This window comes from Colwellia sp. MB02u-14 (assembly GCF_014076915.1).
In the GTDB taxonomy this organism is placed as follows: Bacteria; Pseudomonadota; Gammaproteobacteria; order Enterobacterales; family Alteromonadaceae; genus Colwellia_A.
This window is the reverse complement of the sequence record NZ_JACGUX010000088.1, coordinates 79966-99866: the sequence shown is the minus strand read 5'-3', so window position 1 is coordinate 99866 and position 19901 is coordinate 79966. Positions and strand designations below refer to the sequence as shown.

Annotated in this window: 16 protein-coding genes and 4 pseudogenes; 7 read left to right on the top strand and 13 right to left on the bottom strand. The window is 36.4% G+C overall.

Annotated elements, in window-relative coordinates; translation table 11 throughout:
* Positions 1 to 186 precede the first annotated feature (186 nt).
* The 3 genes from H4J52_RS19100 to H4J52_RS19090 form a co-directional block, all read right to left on the bottom strand.
* Positions 187 to 909, bottom strand: a complete 723-nt coding sequence (locus H4J52_RS19100; protein ID WP_182180041.1) for an ABC transporter substrate-binding protein — start codon at positions 907 to 909, stop codon at positions 187 to 189.
* 226 nt (positions 910 to 1135) lie between these two features.
* Positions 1136 to 1456, bottom strand: a complete 321-nt coding sequence (locus H4J52_RS19095) for a DUF4144 domain-containing protein (RefSeq protein WP_182180043.1) — start codon at positions 1454 to 1456, stop codon at positions 1136 to 1138.
* 68 nt (positions 1457 to 1524) lie between these two features.
* A complete protein-coding gene (locus H4J52_RS19090) occupies positions 1525 to 3003 on the bottom strand; it encodes an NAD(P)/FAD-dependent oxidoreductase (protein ID WP_259366555.1) in 1479 nt (492 codons plus the stop codon).
* Between the two features lie 574 nt (positions 3004 to 3577).
* On the opposite strand from H4J52_RS19090, the gene H4J52_RS19085 reads away from it, so the two are divergent.
* On the top strand, positions 3578 to 3721 hold the full coding sequence (locus tag H4J52_RS19085; protein ID WP_182180045.1) for a hypothetical protein: 144 nt from the start codon (positions 3578 to 3580) through the stop codon (positions 3719 to 3721).
* 240 nt (positions 3722 to 3961) lie between these two features.
* On the opposite strand, the pseudogene H4J52_RS19080 reads toward H4J52_RS19085, so the two are convergent.
* Together H4J52_RS19080 and H4J52_RS20590 are read right to left on the bottom strand one after the other, a co-directional pair.
* A pseudogene (locus H4J52_RS19080) lies at positions 3962 to 4266 on the bottom strand (alpha-amylase); the annotation flags it as partial.
* 431 nt (positions 4267 to 4697) lie between these two features.
* Complete coding sequence (locus H4J52_RS20590) at positions 4698 to 4961, bottom strand: alpha/beta hydrolase fold domain-containing protein (protein ID WP_404851849.1); 264 nt, start codon at positions 4959 to 4961, stop codon at positions 4698 to 4700.
* A 176-nt stretch (positions 4962 to 5137) separates the two neighbouring features.
* Between H4J52_RS20590 and H4J52_RS20585 the strand changes: the two are divergent.
* Positions 5138 to 5369: pseudogene (locus tag H4J52_RS20585) on the top strand (sodium-independent anion transporter); the annotation flags it as partial.
* A gap of 395 nt (positions 5370 to 5764) precedes the next feature.
* On the opposite strand, the gene H4J52_RS19070 reads toward H4J52_RS20585, so the two are convergent.
* Positions 5765 to 6259, bottom strand: coding sequence for a fasciclin domain-containing protein (locus H4J52_RS19070; protein ID WP_182180049.1), 495 nt, complete (start codon positions 6257 to 6259; stop codon positions 5765 to 5767).
* A gap of 1279 nt (positions 6260 to 7538) precedes the next feature.
* Between H4J52_RS19070 and rimK the strand changes: the two are divergent.
* Positions 7539 to 8462: pseudogene (gene rimK, locus H4J52_RS19065) on the top strand (30S ribosomal protein S6--L-glutamate ligase).
* Between the two features lie 205 nt (positions 8463 to 8667).
* Here the strand turns inward: rimK and H4J52_RS19060 are convergent.
* The 5 genes and pseudogenes from H4J52_RS19060 to H4J52_RS19040 form a co-directional block, all read right to left on the bottom strand.
* Positions 8668 to 9570: a radical SAM protein gene (locus tag H4J52_RS19060; RefSeq protein WP_182180051.1), complete on the bottom strand. Its 903-nt coding sequence runs from the start codon at positions 9568 to 9570 to the stop codon at positions 8668 to 8670.
* Between the two features lie 181 nt (positions 9571 to 9751).
* A complete protein-coding gene (locus tag H4J52_RS19055; RefSeq protein WP_182180053.1) occupies positions 9752 to 10561 on the bottom strand; it encodes a crotonase/enoyl-CoA hydratase family protein in 810 nt (269 codons plus the stop codon).
* Between the two features lie 321 nt (positions 10562 to 10882).
* Complete coding sequence (locus tag H4J52_RS19050) at positions 10883 to 11149, bottom strand: hypothetical protein (protein WP_182180055.1); 267 nt, start codon at positions 11147 to 11149, stop codon at positions 10883 to 10885.
* A 111-nt stretch (positions 11150 to 11260) separates the two neighbouring features.
* A pseudogene (locus H4J52_RS19045) lies at positions 11261 to 11655 on the bottom strand (DUF3465 domain-containing protein).
* Positions 11656 to 12434: 779 nt separating this feature from the next.
* Positions 12435 to 13361, bottom strand: a complete 927-nt coding sequence (locus H4J52_RS19040; RefSeq protein WP_182180057.1) for a LysR family transcriptional regulator — start codon at positions 13359 to 13361, stop codon at positions 12435 to 12437.
* 114 nt (positions 13362 to 13475) lie between these two features.
* Between H4J52_RS19040 and H4J52_RS19035 the strand changes: the two genes are divergently transcribed.
* Together H4J52_RS19035 and H4J52_RS19030 are read left to right on the top strand one after the other, a co-directional pair.
* Positions 13476 to 14117: a LysE family translocator gene (locus tag H4J52_RS19035; protein WP_182223852.1), complete on the top strand. Its 642-nt coding sequence runs from the start codon at positions 13476 to 13478 to the stop codon at positions 14115 to 14117.
* A gap of 389 nt (positions 14118 to 14506) precedes the next feature.
* Complete coding sequence (locus tag H4J52_RS19030; RefSeq protein WP_182180061.1) at positions 14507 to 16582, top strand: MFS transporter; 2076 nt, start codon at positions 14507 to 14509, stop codon at positions 16580 to 16582.
* Positions 16583 to 16834: 252 nt separating this feature from the next.
* Here the strand turns inward: H4J52_RS19030 and H4J52_RS19025 are convergent, their stop codons facing one another.
* Positions 16835 to 17215, bottom strand: coding sequence for a hypothetical protein (locus tag H4J52_RS19025; RefSeq protein WP_182180063.1), 381 nt, complete (start codon positions 17213 to 17215; stop codon positions 16835 to 16837).
* Between the two features lie 459 nt (positions 17216 to 17674).
* Between H4J52_RS19025 and H4J52_RS19020 the strand changes: the two genes are divergently transcribed.
* Positions 17675 to 18508, top strand: coding sequence for an SDR family oxidoreductase (locus tag H4J52_RS19020; RefSeq protein ID WP_182225390.1), 834 nt, complete (start codon positions 17675 to 17677; stop codon positions 18506 to 18508).
* A 66-nt stretch (positions 18509 to 18574) separates the two neighbouring features.
* Positions 18575 to 19099, top strand: a complete 525-nt coding sequence (locus H4J52_RS19015) for a VF530 family DNA-binding protein (protein ID WP_182180067.1) — start codon at positions 18575 to 18577, stop codon at positions 19097 to 19099.
* A 30-nt stretch (positions 19100 to 19129) separates the two neighbouring features.
* Here the strand turns inward: H4J52_RS19015 and H4J52_RS19010 are convergent, their stop codons facing one another.
* Positions 19130 to 19891 carry a type 1 glutamine amidotransferase domain-containing protein gene (locus H4J52_RS19010; protein ID WP_182180069.1) on the bottom strand — a complete coding sequence of 254 codons (762 nt, stop codon included), beginning with the start codon at positions 19889 to 19891 and terminating at the stop codon, positions 19130 to 19132.
* Positions 19892 to 19901 lie beyond the last annotated feature (10 nt).

The following is a 19901-nucleotide window of genomic DNA, read 5'->3' as shown; positions in this document are numbered from 1 at the left end:
CATTTTTTATGTCATTCAGATAAGTATAAATATTTTTTTCATTTCGAAATATATCTAAATATCGACCATCACAACTTAAAAAACGAATGTTAATGGCTAAAAGCAATAGCTTAGTAATTTACAGTTTGATAATTTATTAAAAAAATAGTGTTATGTATCGGTAATTATTATTTGAACCATTTTTCATTAATAATCGGCTTCGGGTAACTCATAAGACTTTTTAATGCTCAATCGTTGGCTAGCTATATCATCAAATGCTTTTTGATAAGTATTAATAACCTCATCTGTTGTATTAATATTAAATGCCAAATAATTACCTATTTTATTAATCTGCCAGACCTGTTCATAATCATTTGTATCAAAATCGAGCTGTCTTGCTAAATAAGCAAAACCATGAATAGAAACAACAATCATATCGACGCGGTCTGAGTCCATTAGCAAAAAGGCTTGCTCTAATTGAGAAACTTTTGCCAAATTAGATGAAGGAAAACCTACTTGATGAAGTGATATCTCTGAAATATCACCTGCGACTGCCGCCACTTTATGATAAAAAACTTGTCCTAAATTAGTAAAACTAAAGTTTTTTGATTTTTTTGCCATTAATACGTGAGTAGAATGAAAGATAGGCCCTACCCATTTAAATAAACTTTCACGCGAATGCGTTTTAGACATAGTAAATAAAGCGGTGTTATATTTATCCAAAGTAAATCGGTAGCCACGCGACCAGGGAACAACCAATATTTCTTGTTCTGTAATATCCAAATGTTTCCAGATAGCTTTTAAGGTATCAACTGAAATCCCTTTAAGTTGATCGTTAACGAAATAATTAGCCGGTGGGTAGTTTTCAGTATAAAAGATAATATTTTCTTTTAATAACGGGAATTGAAATGCTTTCAGTTGGGGAAGCACAAAAATAAAGACCAACATTGCTTTTAAAATAAATTTTGTTATTAAAATAGATATATCCCACCATTAATAAAAAAAGTAACAATACTTTTTTTATTCATTCACTTTAGCCTTACTTATAAACAGTTTACTTACGCAAATCAACGTTATTATCAATTGAAGGTATTTATTCATGAAAACAATACGAGAAACATTCAATAAGACAATATCAAGTGATCCCTATAAAAAATCAATTAAAGTTAATCAATGAATTAATAGCATCTGACACTGTTAGGAAATGAATTTTAGTTAGACACAATTCAGCTTTGTTAAACTCATGAGCGCGAATTAAATGTGTAACATCTTCTACAACGGCTACTCGTTCAATTTTAGTTAAAACGAGCTTATCCGTTCTCCATTCAATTAAGTAACAAGAACCTGTTGAGTCTATTAGATAGTCATCATCACTCAGGATTAATTCTGTACACTCTTTGTTAAAAAATTGCTCAGAGCTTAAATAAAGAAGCTCGTCATCACCCTCGAGCTTTAATATACAGGGCCAAAAAATCATCTAAATACCTCTATAAATATAACGCACTATTAAGTGAGCGTTCGTTACTTTTACTTAAATTAAACCGCTCATTTTAGACATCGTCCTCTAGGTTCGTCACTCTCATGAAGCACAATGTTAGAATGAAGGAACTCTGCAGCCTCTGCTGAATCTCTGACTTTAGACGCACTGCGTATTAACATTTCTGTTTCAAATTCAGTTAACACACTTTCTCTCATACCCGCTTGTCTCCAATGAGATAGTGGTCGACATCCTATAGATATTCCGCGAGCCAGTGCCAAAGCATCCAATAGAGCTTGATTTGCCCCCTGTCCTTTGAATGGGCTCATTGGGTGAGCAGCATCTCCAATCAGTGTTACGTGCTGGCCTTTAGCCAATAACTCTGCTTCAAGGAGTGGTCGGTCATACACTGGATAACCAGAAACTTGACTTGTCTGTGTTGCCGCCAAAATTTGAGGAATGGGATCGTGCCACTGAGTTCTTCGACACGCTTCATGCTTGAGGGCTTTTGCACCTTGTGAACTTAACGCCTTAGCCTCTTCTTCGGGCATAGGAAAACTAAGTTGCCACATCACTGAATCTGCGTCATAAGGCATTATATAGATACGTTCATTGCCATTGGCTGTTTGAAATACTGTTGCTGAGTCTAACAAAGAATTTTCAAGCCCTTCGAGAGCAGTCAAGGGGCAAATCCCCAAAATAACAATACAACCAAGATACTGTAAAGGGCTTATATCGTCGCCAATCAGTAACTTTCGCACAGCACTGCGAATACCGTCAGCACCCACCAAAAGATCAGCCTTAGCGATTTTTATATCCCCACCTACTTGAAAGCTAAGTTCAATATTTTTATCCTCACTTTCATTAGCTCTTTCTTTAAAACCAACTAACTGGTGTCCCCATTGCACCGCATCATGCCCACCGAGTTGCTCAAGTAAAGCTAAACGTAAAGATTGTCGTGCGATATGTATATTGGTGCGCTTGACCGATGTTTTCACCGCTGAAGGATGCCACTTTCTGATCCCCCATTCACCGATCACTTTTCCATCGGTGGTATGGACAACATGTCGGGTTGAGACCACCCCTTCTGATAACGAAATAATGCCGAGCCCTTCAATCGCTTTACTCGCTTGCTGTAGAGTAAGACCATACCCTTGAGAGCGTGTGTCGAAACCGCTATCGCGTTCATAGAGTGTGAAAGGGATACCGCGGTGCAAGCAAGCAACCGCTAATGCCACGCCACCTATACCACCGCCAATAATAGCAATATGTGGGTAATTTTCTTTATCTACAAACGGTGAGCTAACACAATGAACTAAACCCGTTCCACGGCAGTTCAAACAATCATAAAGGTGTCCTTTTGGACGTACGGGTGCCAAGCCTTCGCCTAGCATTTTTTCAAATTCAAGTAATTCCCGCTGATACTGAAGTCGCAGTTTTTTACGAGGCCTTCTACTTTTTTTGCCACGTCCTTGACATTCCTGACAAATAGTCCAGTTGCTTTCTTCATTTTTCAACGTTTTCATTTCCTTTTTATTTAGCCCCATTTAATTCACCTTCGTTAGAGAGAATTTAGCCTAAACATATGTGTTAATTATGGTTTTTATTACGGCGTTCATAATTTAACGCTAGAAAATTTAGGTATGTTTTGTGGCATAAGTGATTATTGAACGCCATTTAGCAAAGGAATACTGCGCAGACTAGGATTTTAGACTTCTTTATGTAAAGAAGACACTAATTTGATGAAAGTTTATTACCTTTTTCTCGCTAATAATCACCGTACTATTAATTTTAAATCAATTATTTAATACAGGAAAATCAATTTACCCAGCTTATGGTACTAAGTTGCCAATTAAAAAGTTAACCGTTTGCTTTGTTATATAACAACCATGGTATCTTCGGTGAGATGAGCGCTCTTCCTCTTGCTATATTTATTAGTTAGCAATGACTCATTAACATTATGTTTATAGAGAAAGAAACACAATTGAGCAACATCATTAAACAGGAAAAATCATGCTAAAAGGCAAAACTTCACTCATCTCAGGTTCAATCAGTGGTATTGGCTTAGCCGCTGATCATGTACTGGCTGAATAAGGTATTAACTTAGTACTACACGGTTTAATGAATAACCTAGAAGATCAAGATATTTCAGTGTTTATGACTAAGGCTACTCAAATAATGGGATCTATCGATATAATGGTCAATAATGCAGGTATTCAACACACTGAAATTATGGGTATTTTCCCTGAAAATAAGTGGGTGTGATAATCGCCACCAATTTAACTGCTGCATTGCACACTCAACGTTAGTGGTTTGACAATTTTATCCCAAGATTATTATTAGCGTAATTGTGATCAATACCACCAAAAAAAAACATATTTTGACCGCTTTGAGTTTGTGCTTAAATGAATATCACGGTACGTTTTAATGTTGTGGGCCACGTTAGCATGCCATCAATTTTGCGCCTTGATGAATGGCAAATTCATCCCAGATACCGACATTGGCATTAATACTTGCTGCCTTACCGCTAGCTGACGTCATATGATTTAAAACTGCATCAACATATTTTTCTCCCCCGACGGCCTTGCAACGATTAACCATGTCGACAAACTGGACACGATGACCACTTCGACTGTCAATTTTATAGCTTATCGGTTGATATTGAGTCCACCATTGTCCCCTTGAATGTGCAGTTTAGGTGGTGACACCTAAACTGCGGCATAACCTTTAGGGCCTAAGAAGTCTTCACACTCTTGGGCGACATCTTGCCAATTCCATTCAAATAAATGAAAAAAAGTAGTGGGGTGAGCTGCGGGTTGAACCTAACAGACAATGCCTAGTGCCAAAACTGTCGTTATTAACGATTTTATTACTTTAGTTTTCATTTCATTTTATTTTTATTTTTATTTTTATTTTTATTCCTAATGTAAAATTAATGGTTGTATTTGCTTGTTAAGTAGCCATCACAGGTTGTGTTAAATTTAAGCGAAGCGCTATATCAAAAAAGATGAATACGTATTAAACCATTATTTGTAAGTGTTTTATCGAACAGAAAACGATATTAAAAATGATGTTGAATTAGATAAATATGGAGTTTGACAATGCTAACAACATAGGTGACTAGATTACTGACATTATGATAAAGAGGTCTTGTTTTCTAGTAACAAGACCTTGTGGTAATTGAGGATTTTTACCACGGAAAGCTGAGATAAACTTTGCTATTGATTAATAAAGTTAACGATTATCTGAAAATTTTGCCGACACTCTTCTTCAACAAGTGCATTAAGTAACATATAAGCATGCACAACACATCAAACTGATGATGTACAGTTACCCCAACCGCTTTTAACACTTTAGCATAAGCTAACCCCTCATCTCTTAATGGATAACATCTGGCGGTAATAATTAAAATTTCTGGAAAATCGTTACTTATTTCACCATACAAAGGTGATGCAGCTTTAATGTTATCCCTCGCTTTAAAAGACTGATTAAAGTACCGGCTTATTTTATCTTACTCAAGTAAAAATCTTGAACCATTCTCGGTAAAAGAGGGCTGTTGGCCGATGTATCAACACTCGGGTAAATTAACATCTACTTATCTGCTTTTAAACGTTTATCTTGCTGGTTTTGCATAGCAAGCGTAATACAAATAGCGCCGATTTTAGAGCTATGTGCCAGACAAAACGAGATATTGAGTGTGTTATTATCGATGCAGTGCCATACCTCCCCCCATTTTGACTTGAGTGTTATGGCAATGTTGGCTGATTTAGACATTATTTTTAAAAAAACAGGGTGTTCGCCTTGAGCTTGCAGACAGAAAACACAGTTGTTAGCATGGTTTGAAAAAGCAGAGATTAAGTCAGGTCACGAAGGAATTTATGTACATTCTGACTTGTATTTAGCGTTAGAATAAACCAAAATAATCACCGATCAGGTTAGCAGAAGAAGCCCGCTTTAGTGCAAATAAATATAATGGTATTTATTATCATACTAGAATGTGGGTTATGTCTGCTATAACCTATATTATTATTTTAAATAAGTTTTATTATTGCAGGTTTTACTTTAGTTTCTAAAAATAACTCGCTTTTATAATACTTTTTATTTTCAAGCCATATTGAAGCTTTAAAAACGGTTACCTCTATCTAATAACGGTGTAAAAGAGAGATAAAAAATACTGCGGCTAGGTAATTTTAGCGAAATAAACATTGTATCGCCAATGAATTAAATTTTAATAAAGAGGGGAATAGCGAAAAGACTCTTTGAGTATCGATTATATGAGAAATAACCGACACCCTACCGAGCTTGCTATTAAGGTATTAATACCGTATCAATAACGTGTATGACACCATTACTTGCTTTTACATCTGCCATGATAATTTTTGCTTTATTTATCATTACATTTCCATCGATGACTTTAACCATCAACATTTTACCTTGAATGGTAGGTGCGCTTGTTACTTTCACGACATCTGTAGACATCACTTTTCCAGAAACAACGTGATATGTTAATATGTCGACGAGTTTATCTTTATTTTCTGGTTTCAAAAGCATCTCAAGCGTGCCTTTAGGCAACTTTGCAAAAGCCTCATCTGTGGGTGCGAATACCGTAAAGGGCCCATCACCTTTAAGTGTTTCAACAAGCCCACCTGCTTTAACTGCTGCGACAAGTGTATTGAAAGAACCATTTGCAGCGGCCACATCAACAATATCTTTTTTCATACCATGATGCTCTGCATAAGAGTCTGGCATAAAAGCTAAGCTGGCAACCACAATTGATACTGTTGTAATAAATTTATTTAACATTGTATTTTCCTATTCAGTGAATTTTAGTTAATACTATTTTGTTTTCACAATCTATTTACGTATGGTTTAGAAATTAAGATCAGTATTGCCTATTTACCGAAAATAAAGCGTTCGGTTATGTCTTCGTTCATGCTAAGGCGCGCATTGTTCAAAAACATGGCGTTAACGTAGGTGGTTTTTCGAGGAATATGCCGGTATTTTAATACGAAATCAAACATTACAGGTTAAAAACGACGTGCAACTGTTATAAAAATAAAGTCATTACGTCGTCAGCCATGTAACAAAAAATCTCAGGTTCGTACTTTTAAAATGTTTGAGACTACCACGTGCATTCAAAATATCAGCCCTAAGTGAAAACGTATACATTAGAAATATCTCATTTGCCTCTGAGCTATTTCTAACTCCGTCAAAGTAAATGCTAGACTTATGGCTACGTGAGTGTAGCCTGACATTATTTCACTGCCTAGTGCTAAAGTTACCCACACAATTTAGGGCGTATTGGTGTCAATACTGGCCAAGCGTAATTGTACCTTTTCATTGAGGTAAGTCTGATTGCGCCCAACACAACCATGTTATCTAACAAGTCAACAATAAGATAGATGTGCGAATCAGCCATTCTTCTGGCAACGTAGGCATGGGGTATAGAACTAGAAATGAGGAGAACTGCTCAAGTGTATCAAACCCAGGACCGACCCAGAAGAATCCCCTTTGAACCGCACTAACCGGTACTCTAAGGGCGTCAGTAATAGACGCTAGACTCGATTCGTTCAAACCAAAAAAAAAAGCCAATCAGGTTAGCCATTACGAATACGGTTAAGCCCTTACTCCCGGCTAATGACTTAAAACTCTTTACCTTAGGGTCCAAGTCATTGCACCCTCAACTCGGTAATGACCACATTTTCAGCAGTATTTACCGTATTATTGTCAATGTTAATTTCGAGGCTGCAACGCGCACCTAATAATAAAATCTGCCCTACCCGTATCAATTTAAATACGGATGAGTGCCTCAAAAAAGCAAGTACTAATAGAATAAAAGTGATTAATGCGCAGGTAATAATTAACAGATCAATACCCCCTCAGCAATCGGTTAGAAAGCTGAGTGTACTTTTGGCAAGAAAAATGCAACTCACGTATTCCAATATAAACAACAAAATAATACCCTATTATTATAAAAACACTTCTTTACCACTTTTCTTAAAAATATTTATATTATTTTGTGACTTTTTTGTAAACAGTCTAGATTATAGGTTGTTTTTCTTTATACAACAGGAAATCAAAGATGAAAATAGTAATATTATCTCGAAACAAGAAGTTGTACTCGATCCGCCGTTTAAAAGAGGCATGGGAAGCGCTGGGTCATCAAGTTGACGTTATCGATACACTTCATTGTTAGATGGATATCACTAGCAACAGATCAGTTGTTCGCTATAAAGGCCAAGCACTTCCACAGTACGATGCAATAATACCGCGGATCGGTGCTTCCATTTCTTTTTATGGCAGCGCGGTAGTGCCTCAATTTGAAATGACTGGCGCTTTCAGTGTCAATGAATCTTTGGCGATTAGTCGCTTTAGAGATAAATGATGTTCTATGCAATTACTGTCAAGAAAAGGCCTCAGCTTGCCAAGAACAGGCTTCGCTAATCACCCTAACAATGTCAAAGATTTAATTAAAAATGTCGGTGGTGCTCCTTGCGTCATTAAATTACTTGAGGATACGCAAGGTATTGGAGTGGTACTTGCTGAAACAACTAAGTCAGCAGAGGCTATTGTTGAGCCTTTATGGGGTTAAATGCCGATATTTTAATTCAGCATTTATCAAAGAAGCCGGTGGTGCTGATATTCGATGTCTTGTTGGTGGTGACCATGCTGTTGCCGCAATGAAACGTCAAGGTGTGAAGGTGAGTTTAGGTCAAATTTACACCGCGGTGGTTCAGCGGTACTTGTTAAACTTACCCCAGAAGAAAGAGCTACCACGGTGTTGACTGCACACGTTATCGGGCTGCACGTCTGTGGTGTTAATTTACTGCGCGCCGAACGTCGACCTGTTGTCATGCAAGTTAATTCTTCACCGGGTTTGGCGGGTATTGAAGCCGCAACTGAAAAGGATGTTACCCCCATGATTTTCAAGTTTATCGAGAAAAAGTTTATTGAAAAGAATGCTAGCGCTAAATCTAATCGAAATCGTACCCAAGGTCAGGGTTAAATCGATAAAAAATACAGTCTCAATTTATAAGCGATATTAACGATAAAACCACTAAAACTTATTTTTAAGAACCTCAGGTTTTGATGGCACAGAAACGTTTAATTATAAATTTCTAACCGCACAAAACCGTCCTTTCGGGCGGCTATTATTTATTAACAACCGCTTACTAACGACAATGCATAAATTCACGTTTAGCAAACCACACTTATAGACCCCTTTGCCATTCTTGACGAATAGGTATTTCTGTAGATTGCGCTAACGCCATTTGTACCATATTCACTAATTTATCTTTATCTTTACCTAAGATCCCTTTCAACACCAAGTAATTTGAAGCATGATCAGATCTGAAAATAGTGTTATTTAACTCAAGTGCTGATAACAACGTTTCCATTTCAGTAAACAACTCTTGCTGATGTAAAAGACGAAAAGGCTGATATTGATGTTCTGTAAATTTTTGGGCAAAACGTGCTTGGCCTAAAGGAAAACTTACCACCAATGTAGAGAGGTAATTAGGTTGAGCTTCATTCATTAATTTAGCAGAGTTAAGGGCATGTTGTTTTGATAATTCAGGCCCGCCTAAACCGTTTAAAATCATCACTGAGCTTTTAATACCTGCTTGCTTAATTTTTTTAAGGGCTATTAAAGAACTTTGGTATGTTTCACCTTTTTCAATTAACTTTAAGACGTCATCGTCTCCACTTTCACAGCCCACATAGAGCAAAGACAAGCCTAAAGCTCTTAACTCGGTAAGTTGTTCAACCGTTTTATTAGTTAAGTTTCTAGGTAAACAATAACTTGAAACCCGCGTAACATGTGGCAAGTGTTTTTTTATCAGTTCAAGAATTTCTTTTAACCGTTTGAACGGCAACATTACGGCATCACCGTCGGCTAAAAACACACGTCCAACAGGTAAGCCTGAATGTGAAATTTTTATTAGTTCTTGCTCAATAAGCTCTACTTTTTTCGGTTTGAATTTTTTATTTTCAGCCGTATACATCTCACAAAAGGAACAGTTATTCCAAGAGCAGCCATTAGTGACTTGTAGTATTAAGCTTTTCCATTCGCTTGGTGGGCGAAAAACCGGTTCTATATATTCAAGGGGGTACATACTTTGTCCTATTCACTTTATTCTCTATATACCGTTATCATTTAAAAATGCGGGCCTTGAGTGTACATCTAAGGAAAAATGCCAAGCCCTCATATAAAGCAATCGTTATTCTATTGCATGGGTAACGCCACAGATGTAGTTTGAAACGCAATAAATCGGCATATTAAATAAGATACTATACCTACCAAGAACCTCTATTTTTAAACGCTTTAGCAGGTTCTTTTTCATGCGTTTGATTATAAGCTTTTATCTTTTGATTTTTACTCAGCATGACTTTGAGTTGATAAAAAGTTTCTCTTGCTAATGTAAAACGATCACTGCGCCACCAAACTTTATTATAAAGTTTTTTGACGCCAGCAACAGCATCAGGAGATTGCTGACAAAGTGATACTGCTAACGCTTTTGCAGCAGCCATTGGGTCGGATGATATTTCAGTAATTAAATGATATTCGAGCGCTTGTTTGGCAGAAATTTCTTTTCCTGTCATCGCCAGTAATTTTGCTTGATCAGCAGGCAAGTGTTCTTTTAAAGCCAACGTTCCTCCCATATCAGGAATTAGCCCCCATCTTGCTTCTAAAATGGATAAAGTTGCAGAAGGTTCAACAAAGCGAAAATCACCACCCAAAGCAATTTGTAAGCCACCACCCCAAACTCGTCCATGCAAAACCATGATGACAGGAGCAGGTATTTTACGCCAGCCTGTAGAGACACGTTGTGCTAAATTTGACTGTCCGGGTAACCATTTAAAGAGTAGTTTTAAAATATTGATGGGCGCTTTCATCACCGATTTCACATCTAAGCCACTACAAAAATCTACGCCTTCGCCATGCACAATGATGGCGCGGAGTGTTTTGTCTTTTTGTAATTGCTTAATAATATTATCAAGCTGATAAAACATCACCATATTAATAGCGTTATGCTTCTCTGCACGATTAAGTGCAACATAAGCAATGTTGTTTTCGATAGTTAACAGTACCGTTTTTTCTGACATACACACCTCTGGTTAGACCAGATAAAGTAACCTTGTCGGCATGAGATGTAAATAAAAAATTCTGCCAAGCGCCACTTAAATCAAGCATTATCGGCAACCCCAGAGTTTTATATCACTCGTACCTATATTTAAGCGAAGTTCACTAAATACATCAAAAACATCAGCAGATGCCATGAGTGTCGTTATGCGTAAAATAATAAAAAGTACAAAGGTATTTTTACTCAAAATCCATTTTGATAAAGGCCAAAACTTGTATTACAAATGAATGTCTTACTCAGAGGCAATGACTTGTTATGTTTGAATAGACAATTATGCGTTCAGCTAAATTACACCGCCAGCCTTTAAAATAATTGCGGTTACGGTTAACAAAAAAGCGCCTGAATAGACCATTTTTCCAGAATACGACGCTTTATCCCAATTCATTGCACAATAAATTAATGATATTGGAAAAAATAAAAATACAGACCAACCAAATAAATGCTGTTTATTGCCCAAAGCAACAACAGCAGTGAAAATAGAACCTATAACAAGTAGCATTAAACCAATAGAGCCTGTTAATAATGCCACGACTATAATATTTTGAACCATACTTAATTAGATACCTTTATTTACAATAAAAATGGGGAGATTTAGTTGACTCACAATAAGTAAAACAAAACAGCCCTCTATGCTTAATTCTTAAAATGGCTTGCGATAAAGCTATTGGTAGACAACACCTTTATGCTTTAACCAACCATTTATATGATGTCTATTTGGGTATCGATGCGTCCAATGCACTACACCACCTTTTTTATTCCATTCGATTCACCATAAAAACAAACCATATCACCCTTTGAAATCAAATTAACTTTTGGCGAAAGGTCAATGTTATGTGCAATTAAAATAGTGTTACCTGAGCTGAGTTTAAGAGTAAAATTTTGATAACGTGAACCTTGGTTATCATCATTTAGTATCCTGATAACTTTGCCATGCCCTTTAATTTGAATATTACTTTTTTTAATTTTATAGGCTTCGTTAAGCGATGTAGCGCAAGCAAAAATTGACCACTGCAATAATGTAAAACTAACTAAAATAGATATTAATAGGTTACGCATACAACAAACCTTCCTTAGTTTAATTACACCATTTCACATGGAAAATAATGTTTGACTATAGTCACAGAGTAACACGAGCAATGACCTTGCGTTTAAGTCTGGATGCTTCAGCGACTATGTTAAATGACAACAAAAACATTAACATTTAAATTAAAATTAAAATTAATTTATTCACAGCACGTCACTATGACTGCTAGTCCCCTATTAAGTGGTAAATATTTGTTGGCTAAAGAATTAAGCTGAGTTAAAAAGTCATCTTTTTTTTATACTTTAGATGACTATTTATATACAAAAAATCTATTGATTTTTTAATTCTAGCTTTGATAGGAAAGCGAAAAGAATAGCGAGAGGCCCTACTAACGCCCCCATAAATGCCCAATAATAAGATTGTGTATGACAATATTTAGCAATATAAAAGCAAACAAAGATACTTATGATATTTAAAATTAATAATAAAAACATATTCATCCTTTTTAGATTGAATTATAAACAGAATGACTTATTTGCCTCTCGAGATAAAGTACACATAGCACCTTATACAAAAGCAAATTATTCTGGCCTAAAATAAACAATAAAACGGACAAGTCGTTAAGCCCTGCTAGCAACTTTCGCCAATTTTATTGATGGTTGCACTGACATATATGCCAGTGAATGTTAATAAAGCGACAATAAAAATTATAATTAACGTACTTATTTTCATCAGATGCCTAACGCCAAATAAGCAGATAAATGATATTTAGCTAAGAAGTGTAATACCCTGAGTAGAATATAATCACCTTTTATGAACTCGGTTTAATAACCAATAATTTTTCTTTGATAAAATCGATAAATACCCGATTCTTATTAGGCATATATTTACTTTGCACATACTGCAAGCAAATATCACCATGATAACTACATTGTAAATGCCAATCTTTCAATAGTGGAATGAGTGTTCCCGCTTCAACCCCTTTTTGCGCGGTGTAATCGGGTAAAGAGCCTATACCAAAGCCCTGTTCAATGGCATCTCGACGCATTTCACTGTGGTTAAGTAAATATGAACCGGTTACTTCTACCGTTGTTTTTTGATTTTTATGACTAAATCGCCAACGGTTATCAGTCATGTTTTCGCCTAAGCAAATACAAGGTAAATGTTTTAAATCATCGGGGTGTGATGGCAAAGTATGGTTGGCTAGAAAATCAGGACTCGCACATAACACCTGTTCTACACGTCCAATTTTAACATTTACCAATGCTTCTATTGGGTCGTCACTAATATGAATCAAAAAATCAACACCATCATGAATAGGATCTAAAATACGGTCAGTTACTTTCAAATGTAACTGGATCTCTGGATAGCATTTTAAAAACTCAACAAACAGTGGACGTAATACCTGATTAGCGAGTGATTTTGGCGCCGAGACTCTTAATAATCCACTTACCGTCGATGTGGCAGAACGACTCGCATTAACGGCTTGCTCTGCAGACTCGACCATCTGTTTACAATAATTAAATGTTATTGTTCCTGATTCAGTTAACGCAAGTTGTCGTGTCGTTCGTTGTAATAACTTAATACCCAATGCATCTTCTAACCGACTAATTTGACGGCTAACAGCTGAAGGTGTTACGCCAAGTTTCCTTGCCGCTTTACTAAAATTCCCCTGTTCAACCACCGTAACTAAAATGGCCATATCGGACAATAGCGGTATTAATTTATTTGTGTCCATTAAGCACAAGTCCTTTTACAAATGTGTGTATTGTTTTAAATATCTCATAGATTAACATACTTGCAGATTAATAATTGAGTTGCAACGAGCATACTTAAAGAGTGAGTAATAATTATGGAAGTATTAATAAACACTTATATGGCAGAAATTATAGCGGTGAGCACAATTGCTATTTTTATGGCGATATTACCTGGCGCTGATTTTGTATTGGTAACACGAACGAGTATCTACAATGGCCGCTTGGCAGGTTTATATATGAGTTTAGGTATGTGTTTGTCTGTTTGTATTCATGCAAGTTATTCAATTGCAGGATTAGCGGTAGTGATTGCAAACTCACCATGGTTATTTACAACAATCAAATATTTAGGCGCCGCTTATCTTATTTATATTGCGTGGCAGTTAGTAACAACCGACGCGATTTTAAAGCAAGATAAAAAAAGTCACACGCCTCAAATGACAGCATTAATGGCGGTACGTTTAGGTTTTACTTGTAATATATTAAACCCCAAAACATCTATTTTTTTCTTAAGTATTTTTACGCAGGTAGTATCGGTAGAGACTCCCTTAATAATGCAAATAAGTTATGGGGTGATCATTATGCTGGCACATTTTATCTGGTACAGCGGTGTTGCATTGCTATTATCACACCCAAGTATAATGCCTCGTTTTAATCGACAAAAACAAAAAATTGATAAAGTCGCAGGATGCGTACTGATGATCATAGCTATAAAACTCACCTTAGTAAGTGTGGCTTAAATAAATGAATAAATGAGGCTTAATGATCAAGAGGGTAACGTTGTTGCAGGTACTACAATTTTTCTATGCCTGCTATTTGAAAAATAGCTGGCATAAATGGTTACGCAATGTATTTTTTCCGAAAAAATTTTACGACTATGAGATATTACACGGATAAATTGCCATGATATTTTTTTACCCGGTAACACTTAAATTTCAAGCAAACTAACTATTTTTAGAGATAACTTTTCCATATTCCCGCTATAAACCTTAATATGCTCTTGATATAATTAATATCTGTAAGTTACTTTGAAGTAACTGCAATAATGTTTAAATGTACGTTATTTTTAATATTATGTTGTTTATTTAAACCGTAAAAGCTGTTCGCTAAATAGATAAGAGTATATCTTATGATAATGACCCTCAGACCCTTTATCCTTCTGCTAACGAGTGGCTTTTTGCTCATGTTAGGTTACGGATTAAGCAATATTTTATTACCTGTGCGCATGCAGAACGATGGCGTCAGCATGAACAATATTGGCTTAGTATTATCAATGCTATCTGTGGGTTTTTTGTTGGGTGCATATTATAGCCGTATGCTATTACAGCGAGTTGGACACATAAGAATATTTGCTATGTGTGGCAGTTTAACCTCCGTTGCTATTTTACTTTCTGGCCTCTATCCAGAGCCATTAATGCTTGCTTGTATGAGAATAATAACGGGATTTTGTATTGTCTGTACTAATGCCACACTTGATAGTTGGTTAAGCCATAGCGCCACAGAAAAAAATAGGGGGCGAATACTATCTATTAATCAAATGATGATAATGACCGCACTATTCTCTGGTCAATTTTTACTCAATGTCGCTCCTATTGATGATATTACCCTATTTGTTATCTGTGGCATTCTCTTTAGCTTGTCCATTACCCCTATCGTGATTAGCAAACAAAGAGGTCCACAAATTGAAGACAGCCAATCAATGTCTTTCATGACTGTGTTCAAGTTGTCTCCTTTAGGTGTGGTAAGTTGCTTTTATTGTGGCGTTCTCTATGCGGCTTTAATTAATATGTTGCCTATCTTTGCCAGTAATAATGGTATTACCGGTTTAGACTTATCAATATTTATGGGCACCGCTATCTCTGGTGCTATCGTTTTACAGTTTCCTATTGCCTATTTATCAGATAATTTTGATCGTCGAAAAGTTATGCTATTTATGGTCGCAACGCTCATTGTATTGTCCTTACTTGTGCCATTTCTTATGTCCAAAGATATGTTCAAACTCACTTTATTGGCTGTTGCGCTAATAACAGGATTAGTTGCCTGTCTTTACCCAATGAGTATGTCTGAAACTTTTGATAAAGTATTGAAAGAGCAAATATTGTCTGCAATGAGTTCGTTGTTATTAATCTATGCATTAGGCAGTATTTTAGGACCTTACCTTGCCTCGATGGTCATGGAAAATTTCGGTAATAACGCTTTATTTGGTTTTATGAATATGGTTGCTATAACACTGTTACTCTTTATTAGCCTTCGCATGAAACTAAGAAAAGCATTACCGCTTGATGAACAGGAAAGCTTCGTTATGCAGACACCCAGTGGTGTGGTGTCAGAATTAGATCCTCGGACACAATATGCAGAAGCACAGTTTGAAACAACTCCAGAAGTAGAGGTTGCGATTAGCCTCGCGAGAAAAAACCCGTCTGCTGCTGTTAATATGGTCAAGGCACTTGTACTTAGAGATCCAAAAAATGCTTCAAACTTGGCCGCCGCACTCAGTACTATAGACGCAATAGACATTAGTAAATTATATGCGGCAATAACTTCAGCAGCGCCACAAATGAGTATCCATATCGCTGAAGCTTTAACAAATGCTTCGCCTGAACAAGCCGAGCAGCTGGTTGATTGGATCACCTCTGAATACCCAGACCAATTTACTAATATTGTTGTTGCGATTGCTAATAACATGCCTGATGACGGTATTAATGTGATGGAACAGGCTGCTGAAAATATGGCCGAAGACTACCCAAGTGAACTACTAGAAATGACTAAAGAATATATGACAAATCTATCAGAGTCTTTAGATGCCATGCGCCCCATTGATAGAATAGCCGCGGTTTCAGAAAACACAGCAACTGAGCTTTATAATCGCTTAACCGATGTTGCTCCTGACCAATCAGCAGAACTTGCCTTTACGGTATCTGATTCACTCCCTGAATCCTCAGGTAATGTGGCTGAGGCCTATGTTCAAAACTTAATAGACAGTGAGCAAGTTGTTACAGCAGATACCATAGACAATATTGAGTATGCCGCCAATAACTATATTAATCACATTGTTGAAAGTATCCCTGAACATGCCGTAGAGATTGCCAGTACCTTTGTAGATTCTTTCCCTGAAATTGCCTCAGATATGCTTGAGATATTGCAAGATTCTGACGATATTAAAGACAGCGAGTTAACCACTTCTATTGATAGAAAACCGTTATAGCGTTTTGCAAAAGCACAATAAACCTTAAGGCATCGTCTGATAAGTTTGACGATACCTTTAAGGTTTATCTGTGTAACGAGTAATCGTTGTTGAAAAATAAGCACTAACTCATGCTGTAAGATTTATTAATATTGAAACTGATTACTATTGAAAAATTATATGATATGGACTCGATATTAATAACTGCGAGTTGAGTTAAACAAATATAGATGTGAAACAGGTACCTTTCGAGCGAGTAAGATAAAACTTAAGCTATGTTAACTCTTTAACTAACCAATTGATGGCTTGATCTCGGGCTAACTCTAACCCCGAAAAAAGCTTGGTGTTGAGATTGTCTAACGCGCGTATCTGTTCAATACTATCGCTATCAGATATACCTGCGTTGCTGTAATTTAAAATAGCTACCGCTTGAATCATTGGCAAAGAACCAAGGGTCAACTTAGCTTCAAAACTATATTTATAATCATTAATTTTATTCATTAATATACCGATTTTATGTTTAAAGTTTTGTTCGATATAGATATCAAACTCTTCCACCATCTCAATGCTGACCAGGGTATTTTCATCTATAATTAATTCGACTATATCTTTGCTTAGCGGATTAACTTCAGCAAAACTTAAACGTTGACCCATTATATATTCCTTTATTATTTTTATTTTAAGTATACTTTTGTACATTTAGACAATAGTGTATTCGTCAACAAAATACTAGTTATTTACAAAGAATTCAAATAATTACATCCAGCCAAAACATAACCTCATCGCATTTAAATGCATCAGCACTATACAATTTGTAGGTTCATACTTGATATCAAGTGTAATCAATGGAGCAGAAGTTAAAGAGATAAAATAAACAATTAACTCAAATTGAGACGATGGCTTGATGATTGTTATCAAACGATATACCGTAGATAACACGATAAATTTCCTCAAATATCTATACAATAAACTTTGGACAGAAATAACACTTAAGTTAGGTGACTCAGCTTTACAACTATTTTAGTAACATCTTTGATAAATATGCATGTTACCTGACTTAAATGATCAACTTAATTAACGCTATTCAAAATAAATAAAATGGAAAGCACTAACATGAATAATTATTTTCAAGGTAAAACTGTCGTCATTACGGGTGCTTCAGCAGGTGTCGGTGCAGAAACCGCCCGTGCATTTGCAAAAATGAAGGCCAATCTAGTTTTATTAGCAAGAGGACAACAAGCACTCGACGAGATAAGCAAAGAGCTTTCTGTTGAAACTTCAGTGTTAACGATTGCGATGGATGTCGCTGACGCTTCAGCGTATAAAAAGATGCTAGTAAGTGCGCAGGAAAAGTTTGGTGGTATTCATTACCTTATTAATAATGCGGGCTATCATAAGCGCGGAAATGTTGAAAATAACGCCGCTGAGCAATTAGCCAAAATGGTTGATGTGAATTTACGTGCTCCCATCGAGCTCACCACATTAATTTTACCTTATATTAGAGCAAGTATTGCAGCGGGAGGTTCTGGTGGCATAGTTAATGTGGGTTCTTTAGCAGGTCGAACCCCCTTACAAGGTGCTGCAACCTATTCTGCAACAAAGTCTGGACTACGTGCTTTTAGTTACGCTCTCGCTGATGAATTAAGAGGCTCGGGTATTAGTATTGGCTTAGTTTCTCCTGGACCAATCAATACCGGTTTTATTATGTCTGAAATTGATGAAGTAGAAGACATAGTATTCTCTCAACCAATGAGCAGCCCTCAACAAGTCACTGATGCAATAATTAGCGTGGCTAAAGGTGAGCAAGTCGAGATTTCATTACCTCGTTCAAGCGGTTGGTTAACTACTGTTTCTTATCTTTTTCCTGCACTAAGACGTTTTCTCAGACCCGCACTTTATGAAAAAGGGCGAAAAGCAAAAGAACGTTACGTAAACAAAACACAATAAAGGCGAGTACATTCACAGCATATCCGTATATAATATGCTTATAACTGTTTAGTAAAAAAGAATCTCATGACGCTAGAAAACGAACAACTCAATAATCCCTTGCACGGGCTTAAATTAGATACACTATTAAATGAAGTGTTTGATCATTATGGTTGGGAAATTCTAGCGGAATATACCAATATTAATTGTTTTAAAAACAAACCTAGCCTTGAATCTAGTTTAAAGTTTTTACGTAAAACCGAATGGGCTCGTGAAAAGATGGAACGTTTTTATTTATACCAATTTAAAAACTTACCAAAAGCCGATGATGAACAATATGAAATCCCGCCTCGTCTTCGGGTAATACCTGCACGCCAAAAACCTAAAGAACCAGCGGTATTAATTTTAGGACAAGCACCTATTCCGACAATCAGATCGTCAAATTTTTCTGATAAAAAACCTTCATCACACGCTCGAGATAGTAGAAATAATAGCAGTAAGGCTAGCTATAAAGATAAAAATGAACCGGGTTTTGCTCGTCGTACAGAAAAGCCTGATCGCTCGAAACAAACAAGTGCACCCTCAAACCCTTACTCAGAATCTCCTAAGTAACATCCGTATAATGACAGATTAACCAAACGGTTAATCTGTCAACATATCAATAAATTTCAAACTAAAATTGTAAATATCTCCTGGCCAACGCGCTGACAAGTAATTTCTATCTTTAACAATAAAGCCGCGTGACAAGTGCTGTAAATTATCCCGAGCTAATGGCAAACTTCCTGCCATAAACTGTGACTGACAAGCAAGTGCTGCTATTAATTCATCTTCCGTGGTTGTTTCTGGGTACGTAAGATAATAATCATTCAACCAAAGTCGAGTTAGGTGGTAAGCCGTAAGCTCTTGGCGCTTTAATAAGCCAGTGCATTGATAATCATAAATTACCGACTTTTGACTTTTGGGATCAATACTTCTCGCTGGAATTAAGACCCCATGACAAACCGCCGCTACTGGTTTATTTTCATTGAAAAAACCAACAACAAGCTTTTGTAAAATGTCTGATTCTAAATATTCTCTTACCCCCTTGTCATGTCCTCCCGGTAATAGTAATCCATCAAAATCGTCTACTTTTACATCGGTATATTTTAAAGGCGTAGTAAATTCAACTGAACTTTCCATTTGACGATAAGCATTTACTGCGTCTTGGCGAGCCTTCAATACGGGTTTGAGTAAACCCAAACTTTTCCCTGTTAACATTATTTCATCCGCAATGGCCATATGACCATCTGGGGTAATAAACGTTATTTCAAATTGCTGCTCTTTTAGCAATAACCAAGGAATAGCGACTTCTGATGGGTCGCAGCCATAACGAGGTAAAGGGATCAGTACTTTTTTATGTTTCATTTATGTTCAC